The sequence below is a fragment of the Mesorhizobium helmanticense genome (assembly GCF_003034915.1).
GTDB classification, from domain to species: domain Bacteria; phylum Pseudomonadota; class Alphaproteobacteria; order Rhizobiales; family Rhizobiaceae; genus Mesorhizobium; species Mesorhizobium helmanticense.
The window spans coordinates 16,166-42,396 of the sequence record NZ_PZJX01000029.1 but is presented as its reverse complement, the minus strand read 5'-3'; the positions used below and the strand labels follow the sequence as shown (position 1 = coordinate 42,396).

22 protein-coding genes are annotated in these 26,231 nt (G+C 62.2%); 14 read left to right on the top strand and 8 right to left on the bottom strand.

Annotated elements, in window-relative coordinates:
* The first annotated feature begins 7 nt into the window (after positions 1-7).
* From C9427_RS16645 to C9427_RS16635, 3 genes are read left to right on the top strand one after another with little or no spacing between them, the layout of a single operon-like run.
* Entirely contained in the window at positions 8-898 is an 891-nt protein-coding gene (locus C9427_RS16645; protein ID WP_107650229.1) for a heme/hemin ABC transporter substrate-binding protein, read from the top strand.
* A 10-nt stretch (positions 899-908) separates the two neighbouring features.
* A complete protein-coding gene (locus C9427_RS16640; RefSeq protein WP_107650228.1) occupies positions 909-2,012 on the top strand; it encodes a FecCD family ABC transporter permease in 1,104 nt (367 codons plus the stop codon).
* Between the two features lie 10 nt (positions 2,013-2,022).
* On the top strand, positions 2,023-2,811 hold the full coding sequence (locus tag C9427_RS16635) for a heme ABC transporter ATP-binding protein (RefSeq protein ID WP_107650409.1): 789 nt from the start codon (positions 2,023-2,025) through the stop codon (positions 2,809-2,811).
* A 292-nt stretch (positions 2,812-3,103) separates the two neighbouring features.
* On the opposite strand, the gene C9427_RS16630 is transcribed toward C9427_RS16635, so the two are convergent.
* Positions 3,104-6,031 carry a ribonuclease E/G gene (locus C9427_RS16630; protein ID WP_107650227.1) on the bottom strand — a complete coding sequence of 976 codons (2,928 nt, stop codon included), beginning with the start codon at positions 6,029-6,031 and terminating at the stop codon, positions 3,104-3,106.
* Positions 6,032-6,680: 649 nt separating this feature from the next.
* Here C9427_RS16630 and C9427_RS16620 point away from each other — a divergent pair.
* The 7 genes from C9427_RS16620 (at position 6,681) to C9427_RS16590 (ending at position 15,088) form a co-directional block, all read left to right on the top strand.
* Positions 6,681-7,943 carry an N-acetylmuramoyl-L-alanine amidase gene (locus C9427_RS16620; protein WP_107650225.1) on the top strand — a complete coding sequence of 421 codons (1,263 nt, stop codon included), beginning with the start codon at positions 6,681-6,683 and terminating at the stop codon, positions 7,941-7,943.
* Positions 7,944-8,157: 214 nt separating this feature from the next.
* Positions 8,158-10,614, top strand: coding sequence for a penicillin-binding protein 1A (locus tag C9427_RS16615; RefSeq protein ID WP_107650224.1), 2,457 nt, complete (start codon positions 8,158-8,160; stop codon positions 10,612-10,614).
* A gap of 222 nt (positions 10,615-10,836) precedes the next feature.
* A protein-coding gene (gene prfB / locus C9427_RS16610; RefSeq protein ID WP_097574928.1) for a peptide chain release factor 2 occupies positions 10,837-11,968 on the top strand; the annotation gives its coding sequence in 2 pieces (ribosomal slippage) (positions 10,837-10,902 and positions 10,904-11,968; 1,131 coding nt in all).
* A 354-nt stretch (positions 11,969-12,322) separates the two neighbouring features.
* Positions 12,323-12,715 carry a hypothetical protein gene (locus C9427_RS16605; RefSeq protein ID WP_107650223.1) on the top strand — a complete coding sequence of 131 codons (393 nt, stop codon included), beginning with the start codon at positions 12,323-12,325 and terminating at the stop codon, positions 12,713-12,715.
* A 235-nt stretch (positions 12,716-12,950) separates the two neighbouring features.
* On the top strand, positions 12,951-13,319 hold the full coding sequence (locus C9427_RS16600; protein ID WP_107650222.1) for a GFA family protein: 369 nt from the start codon (positions 12,951-12,953) through the stop codon (positions 13,317-13,319).
* A gap of 264 nt (positions 13,320-13,583) precedes the next feature.
* Positions 13,584-14,234, top strand: a complete 651-nt coding sequence (locus C9427_RS16595) for a YiaD family glycine zipper/OmpA-like lipoprotein (RefSeq protein ID WP_107650221.1) — start codon at positions 13,584-13,586, stop codon at positions 14,232-14,234.
* Between the two features lie 245 nt (positions 14,235-14,479).
* Positions 14,480-15,088: a hypothetical protein gene (locus tag C9427_RS16590; RefSeq protein WP_107650220.1), complete on the top strand. Its 609-nt coding sequence runs from the start codon at positions 14,480-14,482 to the stop codon at positions 15,086-15,088.
* 81 nt (positions 15,089-15,169) lie between these two features.
* Here C9427_RS16590 and C9427_RS16585 read toward each other — a convergent pair whose 3' ends face one another.
* Positions 15,170-16,765 (bottom strand): DEAD/DEAH box helicase, encoded by a 1,596-nt coding sequence (locus C9427_RS16585; RefSeq protein ID WP_167434380.1) that lies wholly within the window; start codon positions 16,763-16,765, stop codon positions 15,170-15,172.
* A 189-nt stretch (positions 16,766-16,954) separates the two neighbouring features.
* Positions 16,955-17,728, bottom strand: coding sequence for an NAD kinase (locus C9427_RS16580; RefSeq protein ID WP_107650218.1), 774 nt, complete (start codon positions 17,726-17,728; stop codon positions 16,955-16,957).
* A 230-nt stretch (positions 17,729-17,958) separates the two neighbouring features.
* Here C9427_RS16580 and C9427_RS34105 point away from each other — a divergent pair, with 230 nt between their 5' ends.
* Positions 17,959-18,123: a hypothetical protein gene (locus tag C9427_RS34105; protein ID WP_167434379.1), complete on the top strand. Its 165-nt coding sequence runs from the start codon at positions 17,959-17,961 to the stop codon at positions 18,121-18,123.
* A gap of 189 nt (positions 18,124-18,312) precedes the next feature.
* Complete coding sequence (locus C9427_RS16575; protein WP_107650217.1) at positions 18,313-19,320, top strand: NAD-dependent epimerase/dehydratase family protein; 1,008 nt, start codon at positions 18,313-18,315, stop codon at positions 19,318-19,320.
* Here the strand turns inward: C9427_RS16575 and glf are convergent.
* A complete protein-coding gene (gene glf / locus C9427_RS16570) occupies positions 19,230-20,462 on the bottom strand; it encodes a UDP-galactopyranose mutase (RefSeq protein ID WP_107650216.1) in 1,233 nt (410 codons plus the stop codon). The two genes, C9427_RS16575 and glf, sit on opposite strands and share 91 nt — an antisense overlap.
* 420 nt (positions 20,463-20,882) lie before the next feature.
* Between glf and C9427_RS16565 the strand changes: the two genes are divergently transcribed.
* Entirely contained in the window at positions 20,883-21,647 is a 765-nt protein-coding gene (locus tag C9427_RS16565) for a hypothetical protein (protein ID WP_245437091.1), read from the top strand.
* Positions 21,648-21,748: 101 nt separating this feature from the next.
* On the top strand, positions 21,749-22,687 hold the full coding sequence (locus tag C9427_RS16560) for a glycosyl transferase family 90 (protein WP_208636374.1): 939 nt from the start codon (positions 21,749-21,751) through the stop codon (positions 22,685-22,687).
* 66 nt (positions 22,688-22,753) lie between these two features.
* On the opposite strand, the gene C9427_RS16555 is transcribed toward C9427_RS16560, so the two are convergent.
* The 4 genes from C9427_RS16555 to C9427_RS16540 are packed head-to-tail and all read right to left on the bottom strand — an operon-like array spanning position 22,754 to position 26,230.
* Positions 22,754-23,515, bottom strand: a complete 762-nt coding sequence (locus C9427_RS16555) for an MBL fold metallo-hydrolase (protein WP_107650213.1) — start codon at positions 23,513-23,515, stop codon at positions 22,754-22,756.
* A gap of 3 nt (positions 23,516-23,518) precedes the next feature.
* Positions 23,519-24,583: an ABC transporter ATP-binding protein gene (locus C9427_RS16550; RefSeq protein WP_107650212.1), complete on the bottom strand. Its 1,065-nt coding sequence runs from the start codon at positions 24,581-24,583 to the stop codon at positions 23,519-23,521.
* On the bottom strand, positions 24,580-25,362 hold the full coding sequence (locus C9427_RS16545) for an ABC transporter permease (protein ID WP_107650211.1): 783 nt from the start codon (positions 25,360-25,362) through the stop codon (positions 24,580-24,582). Before C9427_RS16545 ends, C9427_RS16550 begins: the two co-directional genes overlap by 4 nt.
* Position 25,363: 1 nt before the next feature.
* Positions 25,364-26,230 carry an ABC transporter permease gene (locus C9427_RS16540; protein WP_167434378.1) on the bottom strand — a complete coding sequence of 289 codons (867 nt, stop codon included), beginning with the start codon at positions 26,228-26,230 and terminating at the stop codon, positions 25,364-25,366.
* Position 26,231: the final 1 nt, after the last annotated feature.

Genomic DNA, 26,231 nt, shown 5'->3' with positions numbered 1-26,231 from the left:
CAACGACATGGCTTCTTTTTTCAAACGGGTTTATGGGCCGGCGATGGGTCTTTCCCTGGCCTTTGCTGCGCTGCTGCCGGCTCACGCCACCGAAGGGACTGAGGTCTTTGCCGACAATTCGAAGATAGCGGCCATTGGCGGTTCGATCACCGAGATCGTCTTTGCGCTCGGCGAGCAGAGCCGTCTGGTCGCCCGCGATTCGACCAGCCGATACCCCGAGGCGGCGCTCGGCCTGCCCGATGTCGGCTATATGCGCCAGCTTTCGCCGGAAGGTGTGCTTTCGGTCAATCCGTCGGGCATCTTGGCGCTGCACGGCAGCGGCCCCAAGGAGGCCGTCGACGTGCTGAAGAAGACGAGCATCCCGTTCATCGAGGTGCCCGAGCGCTACGATCGTGAAGGCATCCTCGAAAAGATCCATATCGTCGGCAAGGCGCTCGGCGCCGACGCCAAGGCCGATGCGCTGGCAGCCGAGATCGACGCCAAGCTGGAGGCGGCCGAAAAGCAGACCGCCTCGATCAAGGATCGCAAGCGCATCCTGTTCGTGCTGTCGTTGCAGGGTGGCAAGATCCTCGCCGCCGGCAGCCAGACCGCCGCCGATGGCATCATCAAGCTTTCCGGCGGCGTCAATGCGATCGACGGTTTTTCCGGCTACAAGCAATTGTCCGACGAGGCTGTCATCACCGCCAGGCCGGACGTGATCCTGATGATGAACAATGCCGGCCCGGCAGTATCGGACGACCAGCTGTTCGCTAGCCCGTCCATTTCATCGACGCCGGCGGGCGTTGCCCGCAAGGTGGTCCGTATGGATGGCGGCTATCTGCTCGGCTTCGGGCCGCGCACGGCCGACGCCATCCATGATCTTGCCGTCTCGCTCTATGGCGGGCAGGTCACGGACTGAGCGAGCGACGATGGCCGACCAATCGATCGCAGGTGCGGCGGGCGTTATGGCGACTGCATCCGAAGGTGACCGTTCTGGACGCGCCCGGATCGTCATCCTGTTTTTGTGCGTGGGACTTGTCCTTGTCGTGCTGTTGTCGCTGACATCAGGCGCATCCGATGCGTCGGCCGTCAGCGTTGTCAGCGACTGGCTGTTGGGTGCGGCGCCCGGCAATGAGGCGTTGAACGCTCGCGACCGCCTGATCGTCTATGACATCCGTCTGCCGCGCGTCATCCTCGGCGTGCTGATCGGCGCGGCACTTGCCGTCTCCGGCGCGGTCATGCAGGGGCTGTTCCGCAACCCGCTGGCCGATCCCGGCCTCATCGGCGTTTCGGCCGGATCGAGCCTTGGCGCGGTGGCCGTCATCGTGCTTGGCGCCACGGTGCTGGCGCCATTCACGGCGGCGCTGGGCACGCTTGCCTTGCCGCTGGCGGCATTCTGCGGCGGGCTGGCGACGACATTGGTGCTTTATCAGGTCGCCACCAGGCAGGGCCGAACCTCGGTCGCCACCATGCTGCTGGCCGGCATAGCGCTGGCGGCGCTCGCCATGGCGCTGACCGGCATCCTGATCTTCATGGCCGACGACCGTCAGTTGCGCGATCTGACCTTCTGGCAGCTCGGCTCGCTCGCTGGTGCGACCTGGCAGAAGATCGGCTCGGTCGGGCCGATCATCGTGCTGGCCCTGGCGGCGATGCCGTTCCTGGCGCGTGGTCTCAACGCGCTGGCGCTCGGCGAAGCCACCGCCGGCCATCTTGGCATCCCGGTGCAAAGGCTGAAATACACCGCGATCGTCGGCGTTTCGGCGGCGGTCGGGGCGTCCGTCGCCGTCAGCGGCGGCATCGGCTTTGTCGGTATCGTCGTGCCGCATTTGCTGCGCCTGGCCATCGGTCCTGACAACCGCTATCTGCTGCCGGCGTCAGCACTGCTCGGCGCTTGCCTGCTGCTTTTGGCCGATGCCGTCGCGCGCACCATCGTAGCGCCGGCCGAGCTGCCGATCGGCATCGTCACCGCGATCGCCGGCGCGCCGTTCTTCCTCTGGATCCTGCTGCGCAAGCGCGGCGTCGTCGACCTGTGAGATGGGTTTCATGATCGAAGCGCGGGATGTTTCGGTGGCCATTGGTGGCAAGCGCATCGTCACCAATGTCGATTTCGACATGCGGCCCGGCGAAATCGCGGCGATCGTCGGCCCCAACGGTTCGGGCAAGACGACGTTCCTGAGGGCGTTGTCAGGCGATCTTGCTTATTCGGGCCAGATCGCCATCAACGGCCGCGATCTTGCCGTGATGAAGCCGGTCGAGGCCGCGACAGTGCGTGCCGTGCTGCCACAGGCGACGACGCTGTCCTTCCCCTTCACGGTGCGCGAGATCGTCAGGCTCGGCCTGGTCGGCGGACGCTCCGGCGTGCTGCCCGGCGAGGACGAGCGCCTGCCCGAACGGGCGTTGGCGCGCGTCGATCTCGACGGCTTTGCCGGCCGTTTCTACCAGGAGCTTTCGGGCGGCGAACAGCAGCGCGTGCAGCTTGCCCGCGTGCTCTGCCAGGTCTGGGCGCCGGTGCTCGACGGCAAGCCGCGCTATCTGTTCCTCGACGAGCCGGTTTCCAGCCTCGACATCAAGCATCAACTGATCATCATGAACATCGCCCGCGATTTTGCCAGAAGGGGCGGCGGCGTGGTCGCCATCCTGCACGACCTCAACCTGACGGCCATGTATGCCGACCGCATTTTCGTCATGCACCGCGGCAGGCTCGCCGCCACCGGCTCACCGCAGGATGTGCTGAGCGATGATCTGATCGAAAAAGTGTTCGACTGCCGGCTGAAGGTCGGCGCGCTGCCGCCGGGAAATATGCCGTTCGTGCTGCCGCAGTCGGCGGCTTAAAGCGCGTCGCGTTTGAACGGATTCATGCGACGCGCTTTAAGTTCTTGTTTTCATGCATGTCGTCATCGCAAAACCGCTGCACACTTTTGCGCGACATGCATTAGCCAAAGTGTGGTGAAAATCACCGCGCCTGCCGGTTGGAAAGAAAATCGGGAGTGATATCGGCGCGCAGCTCGCGGAAATGTCGGCCGGCCGGGACAGTTTTTCAGATTCGACTTTCGATAAGCAGACAAAACCGCGCCACCTTTCGGTGGCGCGGTTTTGTCAGATAGTCAACAAGCAACTGAAAACCTTAGAAAAAGCCTTTTCGCTGCCACCAGCCGGCACGCTTCGGCTTTTCTTCAGTCTTGGCTTCCTCGGCAACGGTCGAGGAGACGACCGGCACGACCGGAGCATCCACCGGCGCGGGCTTGCGCCGCGACGGACGGGCCTTCGGCGTTTCATCGGAAGCCACCACGGCTATTTCTTCCGAAACGGGCGCAAGGGTTTCGGCCGGGGCTGCCGAGGTGACGTCCGCTACAGTTGCGGCGACAGTTTCCGCAGCCGCCTTCTTGGGCTTGGCGACGCGGCGCGGCTTTTTCGGCTTCTCTGCGCTCGGCGCGTCGTCATTGGCTGGAGCGAGAACCGCAAGCTCTTCGACCGGTGTTGCTGCGACCGGTTCGATTGCTACAGGCTCGCTTTGCGTGGCGTCGGCCTCGGAAGCGGTCGCTGCTTCGCCGGCGCTCGCGTCTTCGTCGTCTTCACGGCGATTGCGCTTGCCGCCGCGCTTGCCGCGCCGCCGCTTCTTGCCTTGGCCGTCATCAGAAGCTTCCGTGGCATCGACAACGCCGACCGGTGCTTCCTGACCCGCTTCGGCATGTTCATCGCCAGCATCTTCATCACTTGTCGCTTCGACAGCGCCATCCGCCGGCATCGAGACGGAAGCACCTTCCACCGGCGCGCCATGCTCGCGGTCGCGGTCCTTGCCGCCACGCCGTCTGCGGCGCTTGCGGCGCTTGCGATCGCGGCCTTCGCCATCCTCGCTGGATCTCGGCTGCAGCGGCTGCTGGCCGTGGCGCGGCTGCTCCGCTTGCACGGGAGCCTCGTCCTCCTCCTCGATGACGATTTCGTCCTCGGGCTCTTCCGGCTCGACATAGGCGGGCAGGCTGCGCGCCTCGACGAAGCCCTCAGGCTTTTCGGCCAGCGCGCCGCGGAAGATCGCGTAATGCTGGGCGCCGACCGTGTCGTCGGCCTCGATGGTGATGGTCAGGCCGAAGCGGCTTTCGAGTTCGACCAGCGTGCCGCGCTTGTGATTGAGCACGTAGAGCGCGGTCGCCGCCGGCGTCCGCACCGTGATGTGGCTGCGCGAATCCTTGAGCAGGAATTCCTCGATCGCCCGCACCACCATCAGCGCAACGGACGAATCGGAGCGCACATGGCCGGTGCCGCCGCAATGCGGGCAGGGCTTCATCGTCGATTCCAGCACGCTGGCGCGGATGCGCTGGCGCGACATCTCCATCAGGCCGAAATGCGAGATGCGGCCGACCTGGATGCGGGCGCGATCGTTCTTGAGGTGATCCTTCAGCCGCTTCTCGACGGAGCGGTTGTTGCGGTTCTCCTCCATGTCGATGAAGTCAATGACGATCAGGCCGGCAAGATCGCGCAGCCTCAGTTGCCGCGCGACTTCCTCGGCCGCTTCCAGATTGGTGTGAAGCGCGGTGTCCTCGATCGAGTGTTCCTTGGTGGAACGGCCCGAATTGACGTCGATGGCGACCAGCGCTTCGGTCTGGTTGATGATGATGTAGCCGCCGCTCTTCAGCGTCACCTGCGGCTGCAGCATGCGGTCGAGCTGTGCCTCGATGCCATTGCGCACGAAGATCGGCGTCGTGTCGCGGAACGGCTGCACGACCTTGGCGTGGCTCGGCATCAGCATGCGCATGAAATCCTTGGCCTCGCGGTAGCCTTCGTCGCCGGAGACCAGGATCTCGTCGATGTCCTTGTTGTAGAGGTCGCGCACGGAACGCTTGATCAGGCTGCCTTCCTCGTAGACCAGGGCAGGGGCCGTGGACTGCAGCGTCAGGTTGCGGACGTTTTCCCAAAGCCGCATCAGATATTCGTAGTCGCGCTTGATCTCGGCCTTGGTGCGGCTTTCGCCGGCGGTGCGCAGGATAACGCCCATGCCTTGCGGCACTTCGAGATCGGCGACGACTTCCTTCAGTCGCTTGCGGTCCACCGCGCTGGTGATCTTGCGTGAAATGCCGCCGCCGCGCGCTGTGTTCGGCATCAGCACGGAATAGCGGCCGGCAAGCGAGAGATAGGTGGTGAGTGCGGCGCCCTTGTTGCCGCGCTCCTCCTTGACGACCTGCACCAGCAGGATCTGCCGGCGCTTGATCACTTCCTGGATCTTGTACTGGCGGCGCACCGGCTTGCGGCGGTTGCGCACTTCCTCCAGTGCATCCTCGGCGCCGACCGATTCGACCTCATGGTCGTCCGAGTGTGAGGATTGCACCTCTTCCAGCATACCGCGATCATTGTCGCTCGAGGTGGCTTCGCCCGCAGGCTCCGTCTGCAGCACGGCTTCGGAGATCACATCCGCTTCGATGCTGGCGGCGATGGAATTGGGTCCACCTTCGGCAGAGGTCTCATCATCCGCGACGTCCTCGCCGCGAGCTACGACATCCTCGCCGCGGTCGGCAGCGTCTTCATCATGATCCGCGCTGTCAGGCGCGGTGGTGCCATCTTCGGGCGCGGCGTCGACATTCTCCGCGACCGCATCCTCATGGCTCTCACTATGACCGCCGCTCTCATCGGAATCGGCAGAATCAGCCGCGCTTGCGTCGCGCTTGTGTTCGCCGCGGTCGCGGCTCTTGCCGCCACGACGGCGTCCTCGCCGGCCGCGTTCGCGGCTCTGGCGGTCTTCGCCTTCGCCGTCCTCTTCGTCCTCGTCTTCAGCCTCCTGCGCTTCCGCGCGCAACAGCGCCTGACGGTCGGCGACCGGGATCTGGTAGTAGTCGGGGTGAATTTCACTGAAGGCGAGAAAACCGTGACGGTTGCCGCCATATTCGACAAAGGCTGCCTGAAGCGAGGGTTCGACGCGGGTTACGCGGGCGAGGTAGATGTTTCCTTTGAGCTGCTTCTTGTCCTGGGATTCAAAGTCGAATTCTTCGATACGGTTACCGCGAACGACGACAACACGTGTTTCCTCCGGGTGGGAGGCGTCTATCAGCATTTTGTTGGGCATTATTTCGTTTCCCGCCGGCAGCCGTCATCGATTGCAGCTTGCGGGGCAAAGCCCTTCGCTGCGGGTGAACATGGGTGCCGGACATTTGAACGTCCGCCGGCCGCCGCTTGAGCGCCATGACGGTGCCGCCCGCTGCCACAATGGCGCGGTTTGCTGCGGACCTTTCCATGATTGCGCTTGAAGCCATCGTAACCAGCGGATCCTTTTTGAACCAAAGCCCGGAAAATCCGGACCAGCTTGTTTGCTCGTACAGAGCCGGCGCGGAACAATCCCGGCCGTTTTCCTCACGCAGGCGATTCCCCCGCCACGGGCTCGCGCCTGCGAAATTCGTCGCGATCACCTGATGCCTTTTCGCTTGAAGCGAAGGAGCCGCCTTTCGTCTGACCTGTAGCAGGAAGCTGCGGAAGAGGACGGTTCCAGGATTGCAGTGATCCACCATCGCTTTTATGATTTGGCGGGTTGGAAGGCAACCCCGATTTCCGATGCCGGCAAAAAGCAGTTCCGTTACGGCAAGTACAGGGCTTGGGCCTTGCATGAAAAGGCTTGGTTAACCTTCTCTGGATACCAATCGTTAATCGAGTTCGCGGCTTAACCGGCCCTTCAACAGCATGATCGCCGTCTGGCGCCAAACAGAAGCGACTGGAAGAAAATGGGACTGGCAGGCTTCACAGACAAGGGCAGGCGTGCCGGAGGCATTTTCTCCCGTGCCGCCTGCCTGTTGCTGTTGCTTGCCGTTTGTCTGGCTTTCCCGCCGGTTTCCTTTGCCGTCGAGACGCCACTGCGCGCGACGAGTTACAAGATGGCCGGCGACGCCACCAAGATGCGCATCGTCGTCAATTTCGATCGCGAACCCGACGTCAAATGGTTCCTCCTGCGCGGCCCCAACCGCCTGGTCATCGATCTGCCAAGCACGCGATTCGCCGTCAATGCCAAGGATGTGAAGGCGCGTGGCCTGGTCAGGAACGTGCGCTACGGCGATCTCGGCGACGGGGTCTCGCGGCTGATCCTCACCGGCAAGGGCCCATTCGCCGTCGACCGGCTCGACGTGCTCAAGAACGATGACGGCGAAGGCTATCGTATCGCCATCGACATGTCGGCGGCGTCCGCGCGCGAATTCGACGCCGCTCTTGCCAATCAGGCGCTGACCACCGGCTCTACGGTCTCCTCCGACAAGGGCGGCAGGATCGGCACCGGGCCGGTCTCCAATCCAGGCCATCGCTTCACCGTCGTCATCGATCCTGGCCATGGCGGCATCGACGGCGGCGCCGAGGGCCTGAACGGTACGATCGAAAAGAACGTCACGCTCGCCTTCGCCACCGAATTGCGCGACAAGCTTGCCGCGGTCGGCAAATACGACGTGTTCATGACGCGCGACAGCGACCAGTTCCTGCGGCTGGATGACCGTGTGCGCATTGCCCGCCAGCACGAGGCCGACCTGCTCATCTCGATCCATGCCGACACGATCAGCGTCAAGGGCATCCGCGGCGCAACCGTTTACACCGTCTCCGACAAGGCTTCCGACCCGCAAGCCCAGGCGCTTGCCGACCGTGAAAACCTCTCCGACCAGTTCGCCGGCATGGAGATCAAGGACGACAACAAGGAAGTGACTGATATTCTGATCGACCTGATCCGCCGCGAAACGCACAGTTTCTCGATGAGTTTCGCCCATACTCTGGTCGGCCAGCTTTCCAGCAGCGTTGGTCTCATCAACAATCCGCAGCGTTCGGCCGGCTTCAAGGTGCTGAAGGCACCGGACGTCCCGTCCGTGCTGGTAGAGCTCGGCTATCTCTCCAATGCCAAGGACGAGGCGCAACTGCTCAGCGCCGACTGGCGCGGCAAGGCGGCCCAGAGCATAGCCAACGCCGTCGCGCTGTTTGCCTCAGCCAAGACCGGAACAGGAACCGGAGGCTGAGATGCCGGCCATCGTCCACAACCAGGGGCAGCGTTGCACGGTGACAACACCCTGTGCTTTTATTGTCAGGTATTCGAAACCGAAATCCTGGCCTGCCGTATTTTACCCACATGATGGCGACATGGGTTTTCGAATGCGGATCGGGATCGTCTCGAAAGCTTGCGCGAGAGGCGGCTTCGTTTAGGAGATTCCCGAACCAAGGACTGGAGCGGGCATGATTCGTCTCATTGGCTATTTCTTCGGCATCGGCACGGCGCTGGCCCTTTTGGTCGCGGCGGGCGTGGCGATCTATATCAGCCATTTGTCGAAGGATCTGCCCGACTACGAGGTCCTGGCCAAGTATGAGCCGCCGGTGACGACCCGCATCCATGCGTCGGATGGCGCGCTGATGGCTGAATATGCGCGCGAACGGCGCCTGTATTTGCCGATCCAGGCAATACCGGACCGCGTCAAGGCGGCGTTCCTGTCGGCCGAGGACAAGAATTTCTACAACCACCCCGGCATCGATATGACCGGGCTTGGCCGCGCGGTCATTGTCAATCTGCAGAATTTCGGATCGGGCAAGCGCCAGGTTGGCGCCTCGACCATCACCCAGCAAGTGGCGAAGAATTTCCTGTTGACCTCGGATCAGACATACGAGCGCAAGATCAAGGAGATGATCCTCGCCTTCCGCATCGAGCAGGCCTATTCGAAGGACAGGATCCTAGAGCTTTATCTCAACGAGATCTTCTTCGGCTTCGGCGCCTATGGCGTCGCCGGCGCCGCGCTCACCTATTTCGACAAGTCGGTGAACGAGCTCACCGTGGCGGAAGCAGCCTATCTGGCCTCCTTGCCGAAGGGCCCCAACAACTATCATCCCTTCAAGCATACCGACCGCGCGCTGGAGCGCCGCAACTGGGTCATCGACCAGATGGTCGAAAATGGCTACGTTACGCGTGAAGAGGGCGAGAAGGCCAAGGCCGAACCGCTCGGCGTCACGCCACGCCGCACCGGCACCTATCTGTTCGCCGGCGAATATTTCACCGAGGAAGTGCGCCGCCAGATCATAGCACGCTATGGCGAGAACGCGCTGTACGAGGGCGGCCTGTCCGTTCGCACGACGCTCGATCCCAAGATGCAGCTCCTCGCCCGCAAGGTCATGCAGAATGGCCTGATGAAGTTCGATACGTTGCGCGGCTATCGCGGGCCGGTGAAGAATATCGATATCTCAGGCGACTGGGGTGTGCCTTTGAGCGGCGTCAAGAGGCTGGAGGACGTGCCCGAATGGTCGCTCGCCGTCGTGCTCGACAGTTCGGAAAGCGGTCTGTCCATCGGCCTCCAGCCGGCACGGCAGGTCTCGGGTGACATCGTCAAGGAGCGCATCGAGGGCACGGTGAGCCGCGAGGACATGAGCTTCGCCATGCGCCATGTGGTCGATGGCAAGACCGTCAAGGCGAGGTCGCCGGCGGATGTGCTGAAGCCGGGCGACGTGATCTTCGTCCAAAAGAAAGAGGGCGCCGACGGGGCTTATATCCTGCGCCAGGTTCCCGAAGTGGAAGGCGGCTTGATCGCCATGGACCCGCACACCGGCCGCGTCCTGGCCATGGTCGGGGGGTTCTCCTACGCGCAATCGGAGTTCAACCGCGCGACGCAGGCCATGCGGCAGCCGGGTTCCTCGTTCAAGCCGATCGTCTATTCGGCCGCCCTCGACAATGGCTATACGCCAGCTTCGGTGATCATGGACGGGCCGATCACCATCCAGAGCGGCAACACGACCTGGACTCCGAAGAATTACGACGGAACGGTTGCTGGACCGGCGACCTTGCGCTCCGGCATCGAGAAGTCGCGCAATCTGATGACGGTGCGCCTGGCCAACGACATGGGCATGAAGCTGGTCGTGGAATACGCCGAGCGCTTCGGCGTCTATGATCATCTGGCGCCGTATCTGCCGATGGCGCTGGGTTCGGGCGAGACCACCGTGATGCGCATGGTGTCGGCCTATTCGATCATGGCCAATGGCGGCAAGTCGATCAAGCCGTCGCTGATCGACCGCATCCAGGACCGTTACGGCAAGACGGTGTTCAAGCAGGACGAACGCGGCTGCGAAAATTGCAATGCCGCCGAATGGCACAACCAGCCCGAGCCGGAACTGGTCGATAATTCCGAGCAGGTGCTCGATCCGATGACCGCCTATCAGATCACTTCGATGATGGAGGGCGTCGTCCAGCGCGGTACCGGCGCCACCATCGCCGAGCTCGGCCGCCACATCGCCGGCAAGACCGGAACGACGAACGACGAGAAGGATGCCTGGTTCATCGGCTATACGCCCAATCTCGTCGTCGGCCTGTATATGGGTTACGACCAGCCGAAAGGTCTCGGCAAAGGCGCGACCGGTGGCGGCCTCGCGGCGCCGATCTTCAAGGACTTCATGCGCGTGGCGCTGGACGGCACGCCCAATGTCGACTTCCAGGTTCCCGAAGGGATGAAGCTGATCGCCATCAATCGCAAGACCGGCATGCGCGCCAACGAGGGTGACGCAGGCACCATCATCGAAGCCTTCAAGCCGGGCACCGGTCCCGCCGACAGCTACTGGGTGATCGGCATGGGCGCGGACGGCTCCAACGCCTCGGGCGGGGCGCTATCGCCGCAGGCCAACCAGGCCATCCAGTCAGGCGGCGGCGGCCTCTACTGACGGTCGGCCTGTTCGGTCGGCCCAATCTGTCGGCTAGCCCGGTCCGCCGCGCAGATCCAGCCCGGCCTGACGCCGGATGGGCAAGGCGCGAATTCACCAGAGCGATTGCCTTGCCGGCTGGCCAATTGGCTTTACAGGCGGCGGTGCCGTGCCTATGTATCGCGCCGACCGGGAGTGGAAGCGCTCCGGGTACTATTTCCAAAACAGGACAAAAACTCAGCCATGCGCGCGGAAACGCAGAACATCGTCGACGAGATCAGGCAGGCGATAACCCTGCTGAGGAGGCATCTTTGACTGGGATCAGGCCATAAAGCGGCTTGAATACCTGAATGTGCGCGCCGAGGATTCGAGCCTCTGGAACGAGCCTCTGGAAGCGCAGAAGCTGATGCGCGAGCGCCAGGGCCTGGAGGAAGGCATCGCGGCGGTCAAAAGTCTCACCCAGGCGCTGGACGACAATGTCGGTCTGATCCAGCTTGGCGAGGAGGAGGGCGACGAGAGCGTCGTCGCCGAGGCTGAAGCTTCGATCCGCTCGATGCGCGGCGAAGCAAAGGCCCGCCAGATCGAGACGCTGCTTTCGGGCGAGGCGGACGCCAACGACACCTATCTCGAAATCCATGCCGGCGCCGGTGGCACGGAAAGCCAGGACTGGGCCTCGATGCTTCTGCGCATGTACACGCGCTGGGCCGAGCGGCGCCGCTTCAAGGTGGAGGTGCTGGAAGTGCATGACGGCGAAGAAGCCGGCATCAAGTCCGCCACGCTGCTGATAAAGGGCCACAACGCCTATGGCTGGCTGAAGACGGAATCCGGCGTCCATCGTCTCGTGCGCATTTCGCCCTATGACAGCAATGCGCGTCGCCACACGTCTTTCGCCAGCGTCTGGGTTTATCCCGTCATCGACGATACGATCGAGATCGACGTTTCCGAATCCGATGTCCGCATCGACACTTATCGCTCGTCCGGATCGGGCGGCCAGCACGTCAACACCACCGATTCGGCGGTCCGCATCACCCATCTGGCCACCGGCATCGCGGTTGCCTGCCAGGCCGAACGCTCCCAGCACAAGAACAAGGCGAAAGCCTGGGAGATGCTGCGCTCGCGGCTGTACGAGGAAGAGCTGAAGAAGCGCGAGGCGGTGGCCAATGCCACGGAAGCGTCGAAGAGCGATATCGGCTGGGGACACCAGATCCGCTCCTACGTGCTGCAGCCCTATCAGTTGGTGAAGGATCTGCGTACCGGCGTCGAGAGCACAAGCCCGTCGAGCGTGCTGGATGGCGACCTCGACGATTTCATGGAAGCCTCGCTGTCGCAGCGGATCGAGGGCGGCGCCGGCGAAGTGGTGGCGGATATCGACTGACGGCCGACAGTTGGCCGTGGCCACCATGTCGTTGAGCAGCCGGTTCGGTTCCGGATTTGGAGCCGAGTGTCGAAAAACGACTTATAACAGAGTGTTCTAATATTTTATCATTGGTGCGCGATCCCTTCCGGAACCGTTTGCGGTTTCCGGAATTGATGCGCAGTCGGTTGTTGGGCTGAGTATCAGCAATTTCTTGCGCCAACCAAGGAATCAGCCCACCATCCAGGGCTTGGGAGAAAAAGCATTTATGGCCGGACGCGGCATATCTGCGACCTGACGATCCGGCTACTGGGAAGACACGTTCTGGGCGGGGCAAGCGAAACGCTTGATAACTCGTTTGATAGGACTGCGCCCATGCCTGCTTCAATGACCCGACCGGCTTCAGCCGTACAAACGGCGGGCCGCCTCTTGTTTTCCCAATTCCTGTTTTCCGTGTTCACAACCGGGGCGATCGCGGTGCTGACGGCGCCGGCGTTTGCACACGATGCCACGCCGACCGCGGCGATGCCGCAAGGCTGGAGCTATCCATTCGCCTGCTGTGCGAACTATGATTGCCGCACGACGCATACGGGCGAAGTCTTGGAAAAACCTGAGGGCTATGTGATTGCCGGCACGGGCGAGGTTGTTCCCATGACCGACAAGCGCGTCAAGGACAGCCCGGATGGCGAGTTCCACTGGTGCGCTCATCAGGCTGGCCTCGACGCCGGCAAGACCATCTGCCTGTTCGTGCCGCCGCGCTCCTACTGAGCGTATCAGAGCGAGGTGCGTCTACATGGACGCACAAAATACGCTCTAACACTTTGAATCTACGCATCGTGCTTTCCGAACCGAAGGTCAGCGCAGCAAAAATCGATTTCGATTTTCGGGCCGATGCGATAGGCGGATATTCTCGATGACGGACTGTCGACGCAGGGTTGTCAGGAAGGCTCGTTCATGGTGCCTTGTCGCCTCGGGTGCGGCGGACAAGCGCGAGGGACTTTTCATGGTCATCAAGGCAAGCTGCCACTGCAAGGCGACGACATTCGAGGTTTCGCAAGCACCGCAAACCGTGACGCAATGTACCTGTTCCTTCTGCTCGAAGCGCGGTTCGTTGTGGGCTTACTACACCCCATCGCAATTCAAGCTCACCAGCCCGCGCGAGAATGTCTCCTTCTATCTCTGGGGATCGAAAACGGTAAAGCATGGTTTCTGCGCCACCTGTGGCTGCGGCACCTTCACCGAAACGCCGGATTGGTCGACCGGCAAGCCGGATTTCGACAATCCCAAGATCAGCGTGAATTCGCGCTTGTTCGACGACTTCGACCTCGACAAGGTCGAAGTGGTCGTCATCGACGGCAAGAACCTCTGGTAGCCGATCGCCTGACGCAGCGGCCATGAATGCATGTCGCGCAAAAGTGCGCAGCGATTTTGCGATAACGACATGCATAAAACAAGAATTTAGGGCGCGCCGCATGGTTCGCGTTCAGACGCGACGCGCTTCAGAATTGGGTCGGGAAAAGCCTTGGCCAGCCGCTTTTCCCGTTCCGCTTTTCGCCGCATTTCATGTTACAACGAGGCAGGAAGGGCTGATTTGGCGCGCCTTCGGCGCGACCGCGGTTTGGAGAGGGACTACCCAATGAAAAAGACTGTGCTCGTCGTTGTGGCGACGGCTGTACTCGTGAGCGCCTGCACCACCACCGATCCGTATACTGGAGACCAGAAGATCTCCAACACCGCGGCCGGTGCCGGTCTCGGCGCGCTGGCCGGCGCCGGCGTCGGCCTGCTTGCCGGCGGCAATGATCGCCGCAACGCGCTGATCGGCGCCGGTATCGGTGCGCTGGCCGGCGGCGCCATCGGCGCCACCATGGACCAGAACGAGGCGGAACTGCGCCGGCAGCTTGAGGGTACCGGCGTCAGCGTCACCCGCACCGGCGATCAGATCATCCTCAACATGCCATCCGACATCACCTTCAATGTCGACCAGGATGCCGTGAAGCCCGGCTTTTATGACGTCCTGAATTCGGTGGCGCTTGTGCTGAAGAAGTTCAAGCAGACCACGGTCGACGTATTCGGCCACACCGATTCGACTGGTAGCGCCGAGCACAATTTCGACCTGTCGCAGCGCCGCGCCTTGGCGGTGGCCAACTATCTGTCCGGGCAGGGCGTCGATTCCCGCCGCTTCGCCGTTACCGGCTTCGGCAAGACGCGTCCGATCGCCTCAAATGCCACGGCCGAGGGCCGCGCACAAAACCGCCGCGTCGAGATCCAGCTTTCGCCGCTCACCTGAACAATTCGGCACCAAACGCGAAAAACGGCCCCGTTGCGGGGCCGTTTTTGTGTCTGTGGACGTTTGTGCTCCGCCGCCCAACGAAGAGCATTAGCTAGTTCTAACGAACTGCTTCCGCGCAACCGTGGAAAGGATTAGCATCGACGCTGTTCCAGAGGGGATGAGGCGGTACAAATCGGCCGCGCAATCAGCATCGTTAACGCCTCGGTCTTGCACGGCCAGATCAGGAATTCTGGGAGGAATGCATGACAAGAACAGCTCGCCTTGGGCGTTGCGGCGCCCTCGTTTTGACAGGTGTGATTGGTGCATGGCTTGGCATGGCCACGGCCCGCGCCGAGGACGCCAACAAGGCCGACATCGAAGCCTTGAAAAAATCGCTGGCCAAGTATGAAGATTACACGGCCGCCATACGCGACCTTTATCTGTCGACCGTCGGCTGCGTCCACTACAGCGGAGAAAAGATACCCGGCGCGATGGATTACCCGGAGGGCGCCATGGGCATCCATTTCGTCAACGTCCCCAGCGTCGGCCAGGAGCTCGATCCGATGCGCCCGAATGTGCTGATCTATGAGCCGACCGAGAAAGGCCTGCACCTGGTGGGCGTGGAATGGCTGGTGCCTCTGACTCCAGACACCAAGGAACCTCCGAAGCTCTTTGGCCAGGTCTTCCAGGGACCGATGGAGGGGCACTATCCCCTTATCCCGAAGGAGTTCGTCCACTACGATCTTCATGCGTGGCTGTTCAGGGACAACCCGAACGGCATGTTCAGCCCGACGAACCCGAACGTGAAATGCAGCGAGGCCGAGTTCCCGATGCTGGAGAAACCGACCAAGATGATGCCCGGACCGATGTGACGGCTACCCGGTTGCAGCGTGGCGCGCGTTAGGGCGGTTCAACGATTTTGGCACCGTTGAACCGATCCTCGATTTGATTTGTCAGACCTTGGCGACGATCCGCATGAAGGCCGGCATGTCGTCGCCGAAGCCGACGGTCGCGTCATTGTCTTCCTGGCGATGGCGGGCAGGGCGGTCGCGCTGCGGTTTGCTGTCGCCACGTTCCGGCGTCCGCTGTGCGTTGCGGTCGGATGAGGCCTTCCGGTCGGGTGAAGCCTGGCGATCGCTGTTTTCCGAACGGATCGCTTCCTTGCGTGCGCGCCGCTCGCCGATGTCTGCGACCGCCGCCTCGGCCACATCAGGCTGCTCCTCGCGCGTCGCTTCCTGTGCAGCGTCTTCGCCGGGCTTGGCGTGGCGCTCACGTGGCTTGCGCTCACCCCTGTCCTTGCGGTCGTCGTCCTTGCGGCCGGCGCGGCGCGGGGCGCCACGGCCACGACGCGGTGCTTCGTCCTCGCCTTCGCTGGCGACCACCGTCGACAAATCGCCGTCATGCCACTCGATCTTGGTGCCGATCAGTCGCTCGATGGCGTCGATGTATTTGGTGTCCGACTTGGTGGCGATGGTGAAGGATTTTCCCGAGCGTCCGGCGCGGCCGGTACGGCCGATGCGATGGACATAGTCTTCGGCGTGGATCGGTACGTCATAGTTGAAGACATGGCTGACATCGGGAATGTCGAGGCCGCGCGCCGCGACGTCCGAGGCGACGAGATAGCGCAACTTGCCGTCGCGGAAATTGGCCAGCATCTGCATGCGCGCGCGCTGATCCATGTCGCCATGCAGCGCGCCGGCGTCGAAATCATACTTCAGCAACGAGCGGAAGAGTTCCGAGACCTCGACCTTGCGATTGCAGAAGATGATGGCGTTCTTCAGCTCTGCATCCTCGGCCTTGATCAGGTTGCGCAGCGTCTCGCGCTTGTCCCACGGCTTGGAGCCGGACTTCACCAGCCGTTGAATGATATTGGTGGCGGCGGACGCGGCCTTCGAGACCTCGACGCGCACCGGCGCATGCAGGAATTTTTCGGTGAGCTTGGTGATCTCCGGCGGCATCGTCGCCGAGAAGAACAAAGTCTGGCGCGTAAACGGGATCATCTCGCAGATACGCTCGATGTCGGGGATGAAGCCCATGTCGAGCATGCGGTCGGCCTCATCGATGACAAGGATCTCGACGCCGTTGAGCAGCAGCTTGCCGCGCTCACGATGGTCGAGCAGACGGCCGGGCGTCGCGATCAGCACGTCGGCGCCGCGCTCCAGCTTCTTGTCCTGCTCGTCGAAGGACACGCCGCCGATCAACAGCGCGATGTTGAGCTTGTGATTCTTGCCGTATCTGATGAAATTCTCTTCGACCTGCGCTGCGAGTTCGCGCGTCGGTTCCAAAATCAGCGTGCGCGGCATGCGGGCGCGTGCCCGGCCTTTTTCGAGGCGCGTCAGCATCGGCAGCACAAACGATGCCGTCTTGCCGGTGCCGGTCTGGGCGATGCCTAAAATATCCTTGCCGAGCAAGGCGTGCGGGATGGCGCCAGCCTGGATTGGCGTCGGCTCGGTGTAGCCGGCATCGGTGACTGCGGAAAGGACCTTTGGCGACAGGCCAAGGTCTGCGAAAGTCAACGCTTCTTGAGCGATCTGGGTGTCTGAGGACAAGTGTTGGCTGTCTTTGGCTGGTTCGGGGGCGCAACGGTAGCCGTCGCGGCAAGCGCCACGCGCCTGCGATATTGTGCATTGCGATAGGCGGAAGCCCGCGATTTGTCAACAGAAACAGGCGGGATCAGCACGATTGTGAAGTTGTAACCTTAATCGCGATGCTTAATCAGGCGGCGGACATGCGCTGGCTCAGTAGCGGAATTGCTCCGTGAGGATGCGTTCGTTCCAAGAATGGTTGGGATCGAACAGCAGCGTCGCCGTCGCGTTCGGTGACTCCCTGACCGTGACCGAGGTCACCGCCTTGACTTCGGTGTGGTCGGCGGCGGCGTTCACCGGCCGCTTTTCCGGCTCCAGAATATCGAAGCGCACAGTCGCCTTGTTGGAGAGCAACGCGCCGCGCCAGCGGCGCGGACGAAACGGGCTGACCGGAGTCAGCGCCAGCAGCGGAGCGTCGAGTGGCAGGATCGGTCCGTGAGCTGACAGATTGTAGGCGGTCGAGCCGGCCGGCGTCGCGATCATCACGCCATCGCAGTTCAACTCCTCCAGTCGTTCCTGCTCGTCCACGGTAATGCGGATCTTGGCCGTCTGGTAGGATTGGCGCCACAGCGCGACCTCGTTGATCGCCAGCGCCGAAACCGTTTCGCCTTCATGCGTTACCGCCAGCATCTCCAGCGGACGAATCGTTTCGGCCACAGCCGCGGCGATGCGTTCGGTCAGGCCGCTGGCGCGGTACTCGTTCATCAGGAAGCCGATGGTGCCACGGTTCATGCCGTAGACCTTCTTTCCCGTGCTCATCGTGTCGCGCAAGGTCTGCAACAGGAAGCCGTCGCCGCCGAGGGCCACGACGATCCCGGCCTCCTCGACGGATGCCTGGCCATAGCGCGCCGAAAGGCTCTCCAGCGCCGCATTGGCGTCGGCGGTGCCGGAGGAGACGAAGGCGAAAGGGCTGGCGGCTTTGCTCATGGCTCCCGAGTGGCGGCCGGTTGCTGGGCTGCGCCAGCGCCGGGGTAGCATGGGCAGGCATTTCTGCAAAGGGAGGCGCCGAGGCGCTGGCGGCGATTGTTCGCGCATCGTGTCGCGGCACAAGCGAATGTGATGGTTAAGGCCAGGCTTAAGCTCTCGTAAAGCCGGATCGATCATGTTAGCCGACAGCGGACGGGCGGCGTGGGGGCTAACCAGTCGAGGCCGATCTATTGCCACTGGCACGCCTGATTATCGTCTTCCTGATGCTGGGAGGTTTCGCCCTGGCCTTCGCCCAACTGGTGCGCCAGTCCGAAGAAATGAGTTTCCGGCCCCAGCCCACGGCTTCACGCTGCGGCGACGCCGCCGGCACGCCGTGCCCGCAAAGGGCGCTGTGAATTCGCCAGGTTCCGGAACGCGCCGCCTGAATTCCTTCAAACGGGACACGCTTTAGCGGCTCCACAGCTGTGAATACACAGCCTACGCCAAGGCCACTCATTGCAATTGGCGTCGGTCGCGATCTACATGGCGCTTTGGCGGAAGACACGTGGCCTTGGATGGCCCGATGTCGAGGGGTTGAATTTTTTATGGCGCGCAGCGTTTTGGTATCCGGAGGCTGCGGCTTCATCGGCTCACATTTGATCGACCGCCTGTTGCTACGCGCCGATTTGGAGACCTTGGTTATCGTCGACAATCTGTGGACAGGGTCGCGGCAGAACATTGCGCATATCGCCGATCCGCGCCTGAGCCTGGAAATCCAGGACGTCGAGAACTTCCGGTCCGATCGACGCTTCGACGAGATCATCCACCTTGCCTCGCCTGCGTCGCCCCCCTGGTACATGCGCTCGCCGGCCCGCACCATCAAGGCCAATTTGGGCGGAGCCCTCAATCTTCTGACCTTGCTCAAACCGGGCGGACGCTTCTGTTTCACCTCGACCTCGGAAGTCTATGGCGATCCGCTGGTTTCCCCACAGCCCGAGAGCTACAGGGGCTCGGTGGATTGCACCGGACCCAGATCGTCATATGACGAAAGCAAGCGCTGCACGGAGTCCTTGCTGTTCGAGACGCAACGTGTCGACGGCCTTGACGTCCGTGTGGTGAGGCTCTTCAACGTCTATGGTTCGCGAACGCGGATCGACGACGGCCGCGCGATTTCGAACTTCATAAGTCAGGCCCTGACAACCGGAATCCTGACCGTGTACGGCGACGGCTCTCAATCGCGGAGCTGGGGTCATGTCGACGATATCGTCGACGCACTGGAGCGTTTTTTTTGGCGCGACAACATCTCACATCGAGGCCCGCTGAACATCGGAAACGATTGCGAGGTGCCCGTGCTGCAGATCGCAAAATTCATCTGCTCACTTGTTCCGGGCGGCTCCATCGAGCATCGTCCGCCAGCACCTCAGGATCCGACAAATCGGTGTCCGGATTTGACTTTGGCCAGACGTATTCTGCCTGGCTGGAAAGCGAAAACCGGTTATCAGGATGGCATTGAGCGCACCCTTCATTGGTTTCGGGAACAGATGGCGGCTATTGACGCCGTCCCCGTTGCGCCGGCATTTCGCGACACGGAGTCCAGCCGTCCTTCGAAATAGGGTTCGAAGACGGTCTCGAACGCCTTGAGAGCCGAGCCGATGGCCTGGTGCATGTCCAGATATCGGTAAGTGCCCAGGCGGCCGCCGAAATGAATGTTCTTTTCTCGGCCCATGCGCGCGACATAGCGCCCATAGGTCGCCTGGTCCCTGCGTGTATCGATCGGATAATAGGGTTCGTCGACGCGGCGCGCGAAACGCGAAAATTCGCGGCCGATCAGCGTTTTCCCGCTTGTATGCTGGCGCTCCGGGTTGAAATGCCGGAACTCGAGCACGCGTGTATAGGGCACGGCTTCGTCGGCATAGTTCATGATCGAGGTGCCCTGATAATCCGGCGTATCCATGATCTCCAGTTCGATGTCGATGGTTCGCCAGCCGAGCTCTCCTTCGGCATAGTCGAAATAGCGGTCGATCGGACCGGTGTAGACGACCGGTACGCCCTCTGGCAGCAAGTTCCTGATATCGAAGAAGTCGACGCCAAGCCTCGTCTCGATGAGATCATGGGCGAGCATCTTCTCGAAGATCGCCGTATAGCCGTCCAGCGGCTGGCCCTGGAAGCGGTCGTTGAAATAGCCGTCCTCGAAATTGTAGCGGACGGGCAGGCGCGTGATGACCTGCGCGGGTAGCTCGCGCGGGTCGGTCTGCCACTGCTTGGCGGTATAGCCCTTGATGAAGGCCTCGTAGAGCCGCCGTCCGACCAGGGATATCGCCTTCTCCTCGAGATTGCTCGGCAAACGGTCGCCGAGTTCCGACGACTGCTCGGCAATCATGGCGCGAGCCTCGTCGGGGCTGAAGCGCCGGCCGAAGAACTGGCAGATCGTGGCGAGGTTGATCGGCAGCGGATAAACCTGGTCGCGATGGGTCGAGAAGGCACGGTGACGGTAGGCGCTGAAGTCGGTGAAGTTCCGAAGGTAACGCCAGACCTCTTCGTTCGATGTGTGGAAGAGATGCGGCCCGTAGCGGTGTATCTCGACGCCTGTGGTCGGATCCGGTTCGGTGTAGGCATTGCCGCCGATATGCGGGCGCTTATCGATCACCAGTACGCGTCGTCCGAGCTTCGTGGCGATGCGCTCGGCGAGCGTCGCGCCATAAAATCCAGCGCCGACGATAAGGATTGCGGCACCGTTCAGCACGTCGTCGTTCATTCGTATACCTGCTCTTGAGGTTTGAGGCCGGCCTTTACACCAAACCCGGGTGAGCGCGAAGCGTCATCGTCGGGGTCCGCCGAAGCCAGGGAAAGATCAGACGCTCCGGTGGACGGTCCATGCGCCGAAGTGGCGGATGCCAACCGATTTCATGCATGCTATGACCGCCGCGACCGACGTGGGCGATTGCTCGCAAGTGTCATCGGAAAAAGCGGCGGCAGATCTGCGGCCATGGCAGGACGTGACCATCCCATGAAGTTGATTGTCGTAACTCCGGCCGGCCGCGAGAGATATCTTCGCTTGCTCAGTCATCATGTCCTGAAAAGCGCGGATGTTTACGAATGGCATCTGTGGGACAATTGTCGCAACGAGGCCGATCGTGCCTACCTCCAACGCTTGGCTGCGACAGATAAGCGCTGCATGATAAAGACGCTTCCCCAAGCCGACGGCAGCAACAATGCGATCGGCGATTTCTTTCGCTTCTGCGACGACGCGGACGCTTTCTATCTGCGCCTGGACGATGACGTGGTTTTTCTGGAGGAAGGCTTCTTCGCCCGCTTCATGAAACGGGTCATGGCGGAGAAGGGGGCGGCCCTCTGGTATGCGCCGCTGATCATCAACAATGCGATCTGCAATACAATGATCAAGTACCTGTCCAGGATTCTGGTCGAGGGACCGCTCACGTGCCAGGCTTCATGCGAGTTCTCCTGGGCTCATGCAAGCTTTCCGCAGGCGCTTCATCCGGTCTTCATCGAAGCCGTCCGGACCAACCGGCTCGGCGATTTCCGCGTGCCGGACCGGGAGATCAGGCTGTCGCGCTTCTCGATCAACGCAATCGGCTTTTTCGGATCGGACATAGTCGAGCTTGGCGATGGTTTCTTTCCGCCAGGCGGCGACCATGGTGGTGAGGAAGAATGGCTTTCAGCAACGCTGCCGGCAAAACTCGATCGTCCAGGCAAGGTGCTCGGCGATCTGGTCGTGGCGCATTTCAGCTTCTTCACCCAGGAACGCCGCCTTCTGCAGACGAACATTCTGGACAGATACTATGAACTCGCTGGCTTGGCTCCTCCGGTCTATCAGATACCCGCTATCCCGTTGAAGGATCGGCTAAGGCCGTGGCGCAAGCTCAAAAGAGGCCGGGCGCCGAAATACACGATCTCGCTTCCCGCAGTCGTTGCCGGCTGACCCTGCGCGGGGCGGCGGCTGATCCGCCTTCCGCAAGTGTCTGACTCGCCGGAACCCGCTATCAAAATTCGCACATGACCACTCAGGGAAGCATCGTTGAAATGGCGGGCCTCAAGGCGGTGATCCCGAATCTGCCCCTACCTGTTCGCATCGCCGAACAGGGAAGCGGCTTGGTGCATAGGCTCAATCGAGGCGAAATGTACTGCCAGTTCAGCAGGGGAGGGTTGGAGGCAAGCTTCCGCGCTGTCTGGCTTCAAAGGCACATACAAGTCCTAACCCTTGTTGCCGAAGCGCTGGCATCGCTCGGCGTTCGCAGCATTCCGCCTTTCTATGTCAACCTGGCCGATGTGCCGTTTAAAAAGAGATACAGGCACCGAACGCGTTTCGGCTTTTCGTCGGCAGACGGATATACCGAGATCGCCGCGCCTGATTTCACCTTCAATGGCTGGCCGGAGGCGAAATTCGACGACTTCGATAAAAAAACGTCGGCGATGGCAGCCGCGTCGGAAGGGCCGCCACGCAAGAACATCGCGTTTTGGGCAGGGCGCTGCATGAACGACGCGCGCAAGGCGACAGTCCAGGCCGCGACAGTCCGGCCCGATCTCCTGGAGGCCTACGACACCGCGCCTGAATACGACCGCGCGTCCGTGCAATATTCCGGCTCTTTCATGACCATGGAGGAACAGGCAGCCACATACAGATACATGATCGACGTGGAAGGTGCGGGCTACAGCGGTCGCTTGAAATTGCTGCTCCACACCAGACGTGTTGTACTGATGCAGGAACGACCGTGGCATGAGTGGTTCTTCAGGGACATCGAGCCGTTCCGTCACTATGTCCCGGTGGCACGAAACATGTCCGACCTGGTCGAGCGTATCGAATGGTTGCGTGCCAATCCAAAAATGGAGGCCGAAATAGCGGCGGAGGCGCAGGAATTCGCGCGAACCCACCTGACGCGCTCGGCCGCGGTGGCCGCATGGGCCCGCTTGCTTGAAGATCACGTGGCTGCCGGTGGCAAATTGAAATCCGGTGTGAAGTAGCCATCCAACGGAGGGCTGCGCCGGATTGCCGCGACAGCTCGGCACGGGACGCGTGGAAGCTGATGCTTATCGGGCCTGCGGCAGATGGCAGCCGGCTTGCCGCTTTTGCGCGAGATAGTCGTCGACAAGCTGGCGATAACGCACCTTGCCGAAGCTCGGGAAATGGCCGCCATGCACGACCGTGACATCGAGATCGCGCATGCGAAGCAGCGTTGCGACATAGTCATCGACCAACGAATGGTAGACATCGTCGATCAGCGGGCCGTCATAGATGATGTCGCCGGATAACAGGATGCCCGTCCTGTTTTCGTAGAGCGCGATGCCGCCGGGCGAGTGGCCTGGCGTATGGATCACCTCGAAGGCCCGGTCGCCGAGATCGACGACGTCGCCCTGTTCGAGCAGACGGCCGGCTGGCGCCGGCAGGATATGGTAGCGCGCCGTGTCCCATCCCTGCGGCATGCCATCGAACATCTCGTCGGTCGCATAGCGGTCGGCGACCGTCCATTCGTTGCGAGGGTCGGCCAGGATTTCGGCCTCCGCGCGATGCACGCAGCGGTCGGGAAATTCGTGGTGACAGCCGATATGGTCGAAATGCGTGTGGCTGGCGACGCAGGTGAGCTTTCGCTCCGTCACCAGCGGTACGTGAGAGCGCAGGCTGAAATGACCGAGGCCGGTATCGAACAGGAGATCGCGGTCGCGGCCGCGCACATGCCAGATGTTGCAGCGGAAGAACGGCTTGATCCACGGCTCATGGATCAGCGTCACGTCGTCGCCCATGCGGATGGCTTCGTACCAGTTGGGGGCGTCGATGACCGGAAGCATGCCCATCGCTCACTCCGTCAGCAGGATGATCTCGCCAGCGTTGCACGAAATGGCTGTTGTGTCGCCCGGCTGGATGGCAGCCGTAGCGGGGGCTTTGGCGATGAACTGCAGTCGCGCATCTAAAGTGGAGGTGGCCAGCACCCGCTTGAAACTGCCCTGGAAGACGACGTCGCTTACCTCGGCCGTGCCGAGCGCAACCGCGCCTCCAGCCGCGCCGAGCACAAGGTGCTCCGGCCGGATGGCGAGGGCGACTTTCGCGCCTGGCTGCAAGGCAGCGGACAACAGGACCGCGCCGGCTGATGTCGCGACCGAGATCGTCCCGTTCTTCGCCTCCGTCACGTTTCCCTGCAGGATCGTGCTTTCACCCATGAAGGTCGCGGAAAAGCGTGTCGCCGGCCGCGCATAGACACGCTCGGGCGGGCCTTCGTCCTCGATGCGCCCGTCATTCATCACCACGCAATGGTCGGCCAGCGCCATCGCTTCTTCCTGGTCGTGGGTGACATGGATGAAGGCAGTGCCGACGCGCTTCTGGATCGCCTTCAGCTCGTCCTGCATCTGCCGGCGCAATTTGAGATCGAGCGCGCCGAGCGGTTCGTCCAGCAACAGCACGGCCGGCTCGATGACCAGCGCGCGCGCCAGTGCTACGCGCTGCCGCTGGCCGCCGGAAAGTTGGTGCGGCTTCTTGTCGAAGGCGGACGCCAGGCCGACCAGCGCCAACGCCTCGCGCGCCCTGGCGGCGCGTGTTGTGGCATCGACGCCTTGCATGCGCAGGCCGAAGCCGACATTGGCGCCGACGCTCATATGCGGGAATAGCGCATAGTCCTGGAATACGGTGGTCGTCGGGCGCTTCGCCGGCGGCACGGCGGTGCAATCCTCGCCGCGTATGAACACCTTGCCTTCGCTCGGGCTGACAAAGCCGCCGAGAATGGAGAGCAGCGTGGTCTTGCCGGAGCCCGAAGGGCCGAGCAGGATTGTGTAGCTGCCTGGTTCGATCCGCAGCGAGACGTTCTTCAGGACCGTCTGCTGGCCGAAGCGGTGCGAGACGGCACGGATATCGACCAGGGGCGCGGTCATGCCGGCTTCCTCCGCAACAGCGTCAGTTCGAACAGCACCACCAGGACGATGGATACGGCAAAGACCAGCGAGCCGATGGCATTGGTCTTGGGATTGAGGCCGGAGCGCAAGAGGTTCCAGATCTCGACCGGCAGGGTGGTATCGAAGCGGGTCAAGAGGAAGGAGATGACGAACTCGTCCCAGGAGAAGGTCATCGACAGGAAGAAACCGGCGAAGATCGCCGGCGCCATGACCGGCACGGTGATCAAAAGCAGCACCTTCCATTCGGGTGCACCGAGGTCGCGCGCGGCGCGCTCGATATTGATCTGGTGGTCGCCCATCTGGCTGTAGATGATGGCAAAGCAGAGCGGCAGGTTGATCACGACATGGCCGATGCCGGCCGCCAGCAGCGATTTCGGCACGCCGGCCCAGTTGAACAGCACCAAGAGCCCCATGCCGATGATGAGATAGCTGACCGTTAGCGGCAGCGTGATCAGCCCGCGCAGCAGTGCAGAGCCAGGCAAAGTGAACCGCGCAAACCCCCAGGCGGAAAGGAAGCCGAGCGTGACGGCGGCGAGCGAAGAGAGGACGGCGACGAGCAGCGAGTTGACCAATGCCGAGGTCAGCCGCGTGTCGGAGAGCACCGCGCCGTACCAGCGCAGCGACGGGCCGGTGAAGGGCGGGATCGGAAACGACGTCGCCTGCAGCGAGAACAGCACCAGCACGATCACCGGCAGGAAGATGAAGCCGTAGACGGCAAGCGCGTAGAGCCAGGAAGCGATACGGACAAGAGCGCGCATCTCAGGCCCGCTCGATCTTCAGCCAACGGGCGCAGGCGAGGTAGGCGACGGTGACGACCGCCATCAGGATGATCGACAGCGCCGACGCCAGCGGAAAGTCGCCACGCCGGCCGATCTGCATCATCACCAACTGCGGCATCAAAAGCTCGTTGTTGCCGCCGAGGATCTGCGGCGTGATGTAGTCGCCGATGCAGAGCACGAAGGTGAGGAAAGCGCCGACCATGATCCCAGGCAAGGTCAGGGGCAGGACGACATGCAGGAAGGTGCGTATCGGCCCGGCGCCGAGATCGGCGGCGGCCTTGCGGTAGCTCGGGCTGAGCTGCTTCAGATTGGCGAAGATGGTCAGCGTCAACAGCATGACGAAGAAATGCACGAAGCCGGTAACGGTGGCGAGCCGCGTGTTGGCAAGCTGCAGCGGCTCGGCAACCAGGCCGAGGCTGGTCAGCGCCCGGTTGACGACACCGTTCTGCGCCAGCACCAAAAGCCAGGAATAGGAGCGCACGACGTAAGAAGTCCAGAACGGCAGCACGGCCAGCATCAGCGCCAGCCGCTGCCAGCGCTCCGGCACTTGTTCGGCGAGGATCCAGGCAAAGGGGTAGGCGAGCAGCACGGAGATCACGGTGACGATGGCTGTCACCTCAAGCGAGTTGACCATCGCGCGCCAATAGGATGGATCGGTGAAGAACTGGCTGTAGTTGGCGAGCGTGAAGCCGCCGCCGTCATGCGCCGTGAGGCTGGAAAGCCCCATGGCGAGGAAGGGCAGCACGAAGAACAGCAGCGTCCAGCCGAGCGCCGGCGTGACCAGCGCCCAGGGCAGGGCAAAGCCCGCCCGGGGCAGGGCGCGCCCGCTGTTGGTAGCGTTGCTCACG

Excerpts from the sequence above, each read along its gene's own strand:
- C9427_RS16645 (WP_107650229.1), top strand. The coding sequence starts at position 8 with ATGGCTTCTTTTTTCAAACGGGTTTATGGGCCGGCGATGGGTCTTTCC.
- C9427_RS16640 (WP_107650228.1), top strand. The coding sequence starts at position 909 with ATGGCCGACCAATCGATCGCAGGTGCGGCGGGCGTTATGGCGACTGCA.
- C9427_RS16635 (WP_107650409.1), top strand. The coding sequence starts at position 2,023 with ATGATCGAAGCGCGGGATGTTTCGGTGGCCATTGGTGGCAAGCGCATC.
- C9427_RS16630 (WP_107650227.1), bottom strand. The coding sequence starts at position 6,031 with ATGCCCAACAAAATGCTGATAGACGCCTCCCACCCGGAGGAAACACGT.
- C9427_RS16620 (WP_107650225.1), top strand. The coding sequence starts at position 6,681 with ATGGGACTGGCAGGCTTCACAGACAAGGGCAGGCGTGCCGGAGGCATT.
- C9427_RS16615 (WP_107650224.1), top strand. The coding sequence starts at position 8,158 with ATGATTCGTCTCATTGGCTATTTCTTCGGCATCGGCACGGCGCTGGCC.
- C9427_RS16605 (WP_107650223.1), top strand. The coding sequence starts at position 12,323 with ATGCCTGCTTCAATGACCCGACCGGCTTCAGCCGTACAAACGGCGGGC.
- C9427_RS16600 (WP_107650222.1), top strand. The coding sequence starts at position 12,951 with ATGGTCATCAAGGCAAGCTGCCACTGCAAGGCGACGACATTCGAGGTT.
- C9427_RS16595 (WP_107650221.1), top strand. The coding sequence starts at position 13,584 with ATGAAAAAGACTGTGCTCGTCGTTGTGGCGACGGCTGTACTCGTGAGC.
- C9427_RS16590 (WP_107650220.1), top strand. The coding sequence starts at position 14,480 with ATGACAAGAACAGCTCGCCTTGGGCGTTGCGGCGCCCTCGTTTTGACA.
- C9427_RS16580 (WP_107650218.1), bottom strand. The coding sequence starts at position 17,728 with ATGAGCAAAGCCGCCAGCCCTTTCGCCTTCGTCTCCTCCGGCACCGCC.
- C9427_RS16575 (WP_107650217.1), top strand. The coding sequence starts at position 18,313 with ATGGCGCGCAGCGTTTTGGTATCCGGAGGCTGCGGCTTCATCGGCTCA.
- glf (WP_107650216.1), bottom strand. The coding sequence starts at position 20,462 with ATGAACGACGACGTGCTGAACGGTGCCGCAATCCTTATCGTCGGCGCT.
- C9427_RS16565 (WP_245437091.1), top strand. The coding sequence starts at position 20,883 with ATGATAAAGACGCTTCCCCAAGCCGACGGCAGCAACAATGCGATCGGC.
- C9427_RS16560 (WP_208636374.1), top strand. The coding sequence starts at position 21,749 with ATGGCGGGCCTCAAGGCGGTGATCCCGAATCTGCCCCTACCTGTTCGC.
- C9427_RS16555 (WP_107650213.1), bottom strand. The coding sequence starts at position 23,515 with ATGGGCATGCTTCCGGTCATCGACGCCCCCAACTGGTACGAAGCCATC.
- C9427_RS16550 (WP_107650212.1), bottom strand. The coding sequence starts at position 24,583 with ATGACCGCGCCCCTGGTCGATATCCGTGCCGTCTCGCACCGCTTCGGC.
- C9427_RS16545 (WP_107650211.1), bottom strand. The coding sequence starts at position 25,362 with ATGCGCGCTCTTGTCCGTATCGCTTCCTGGCTCTACGCGCTTGCCGTC.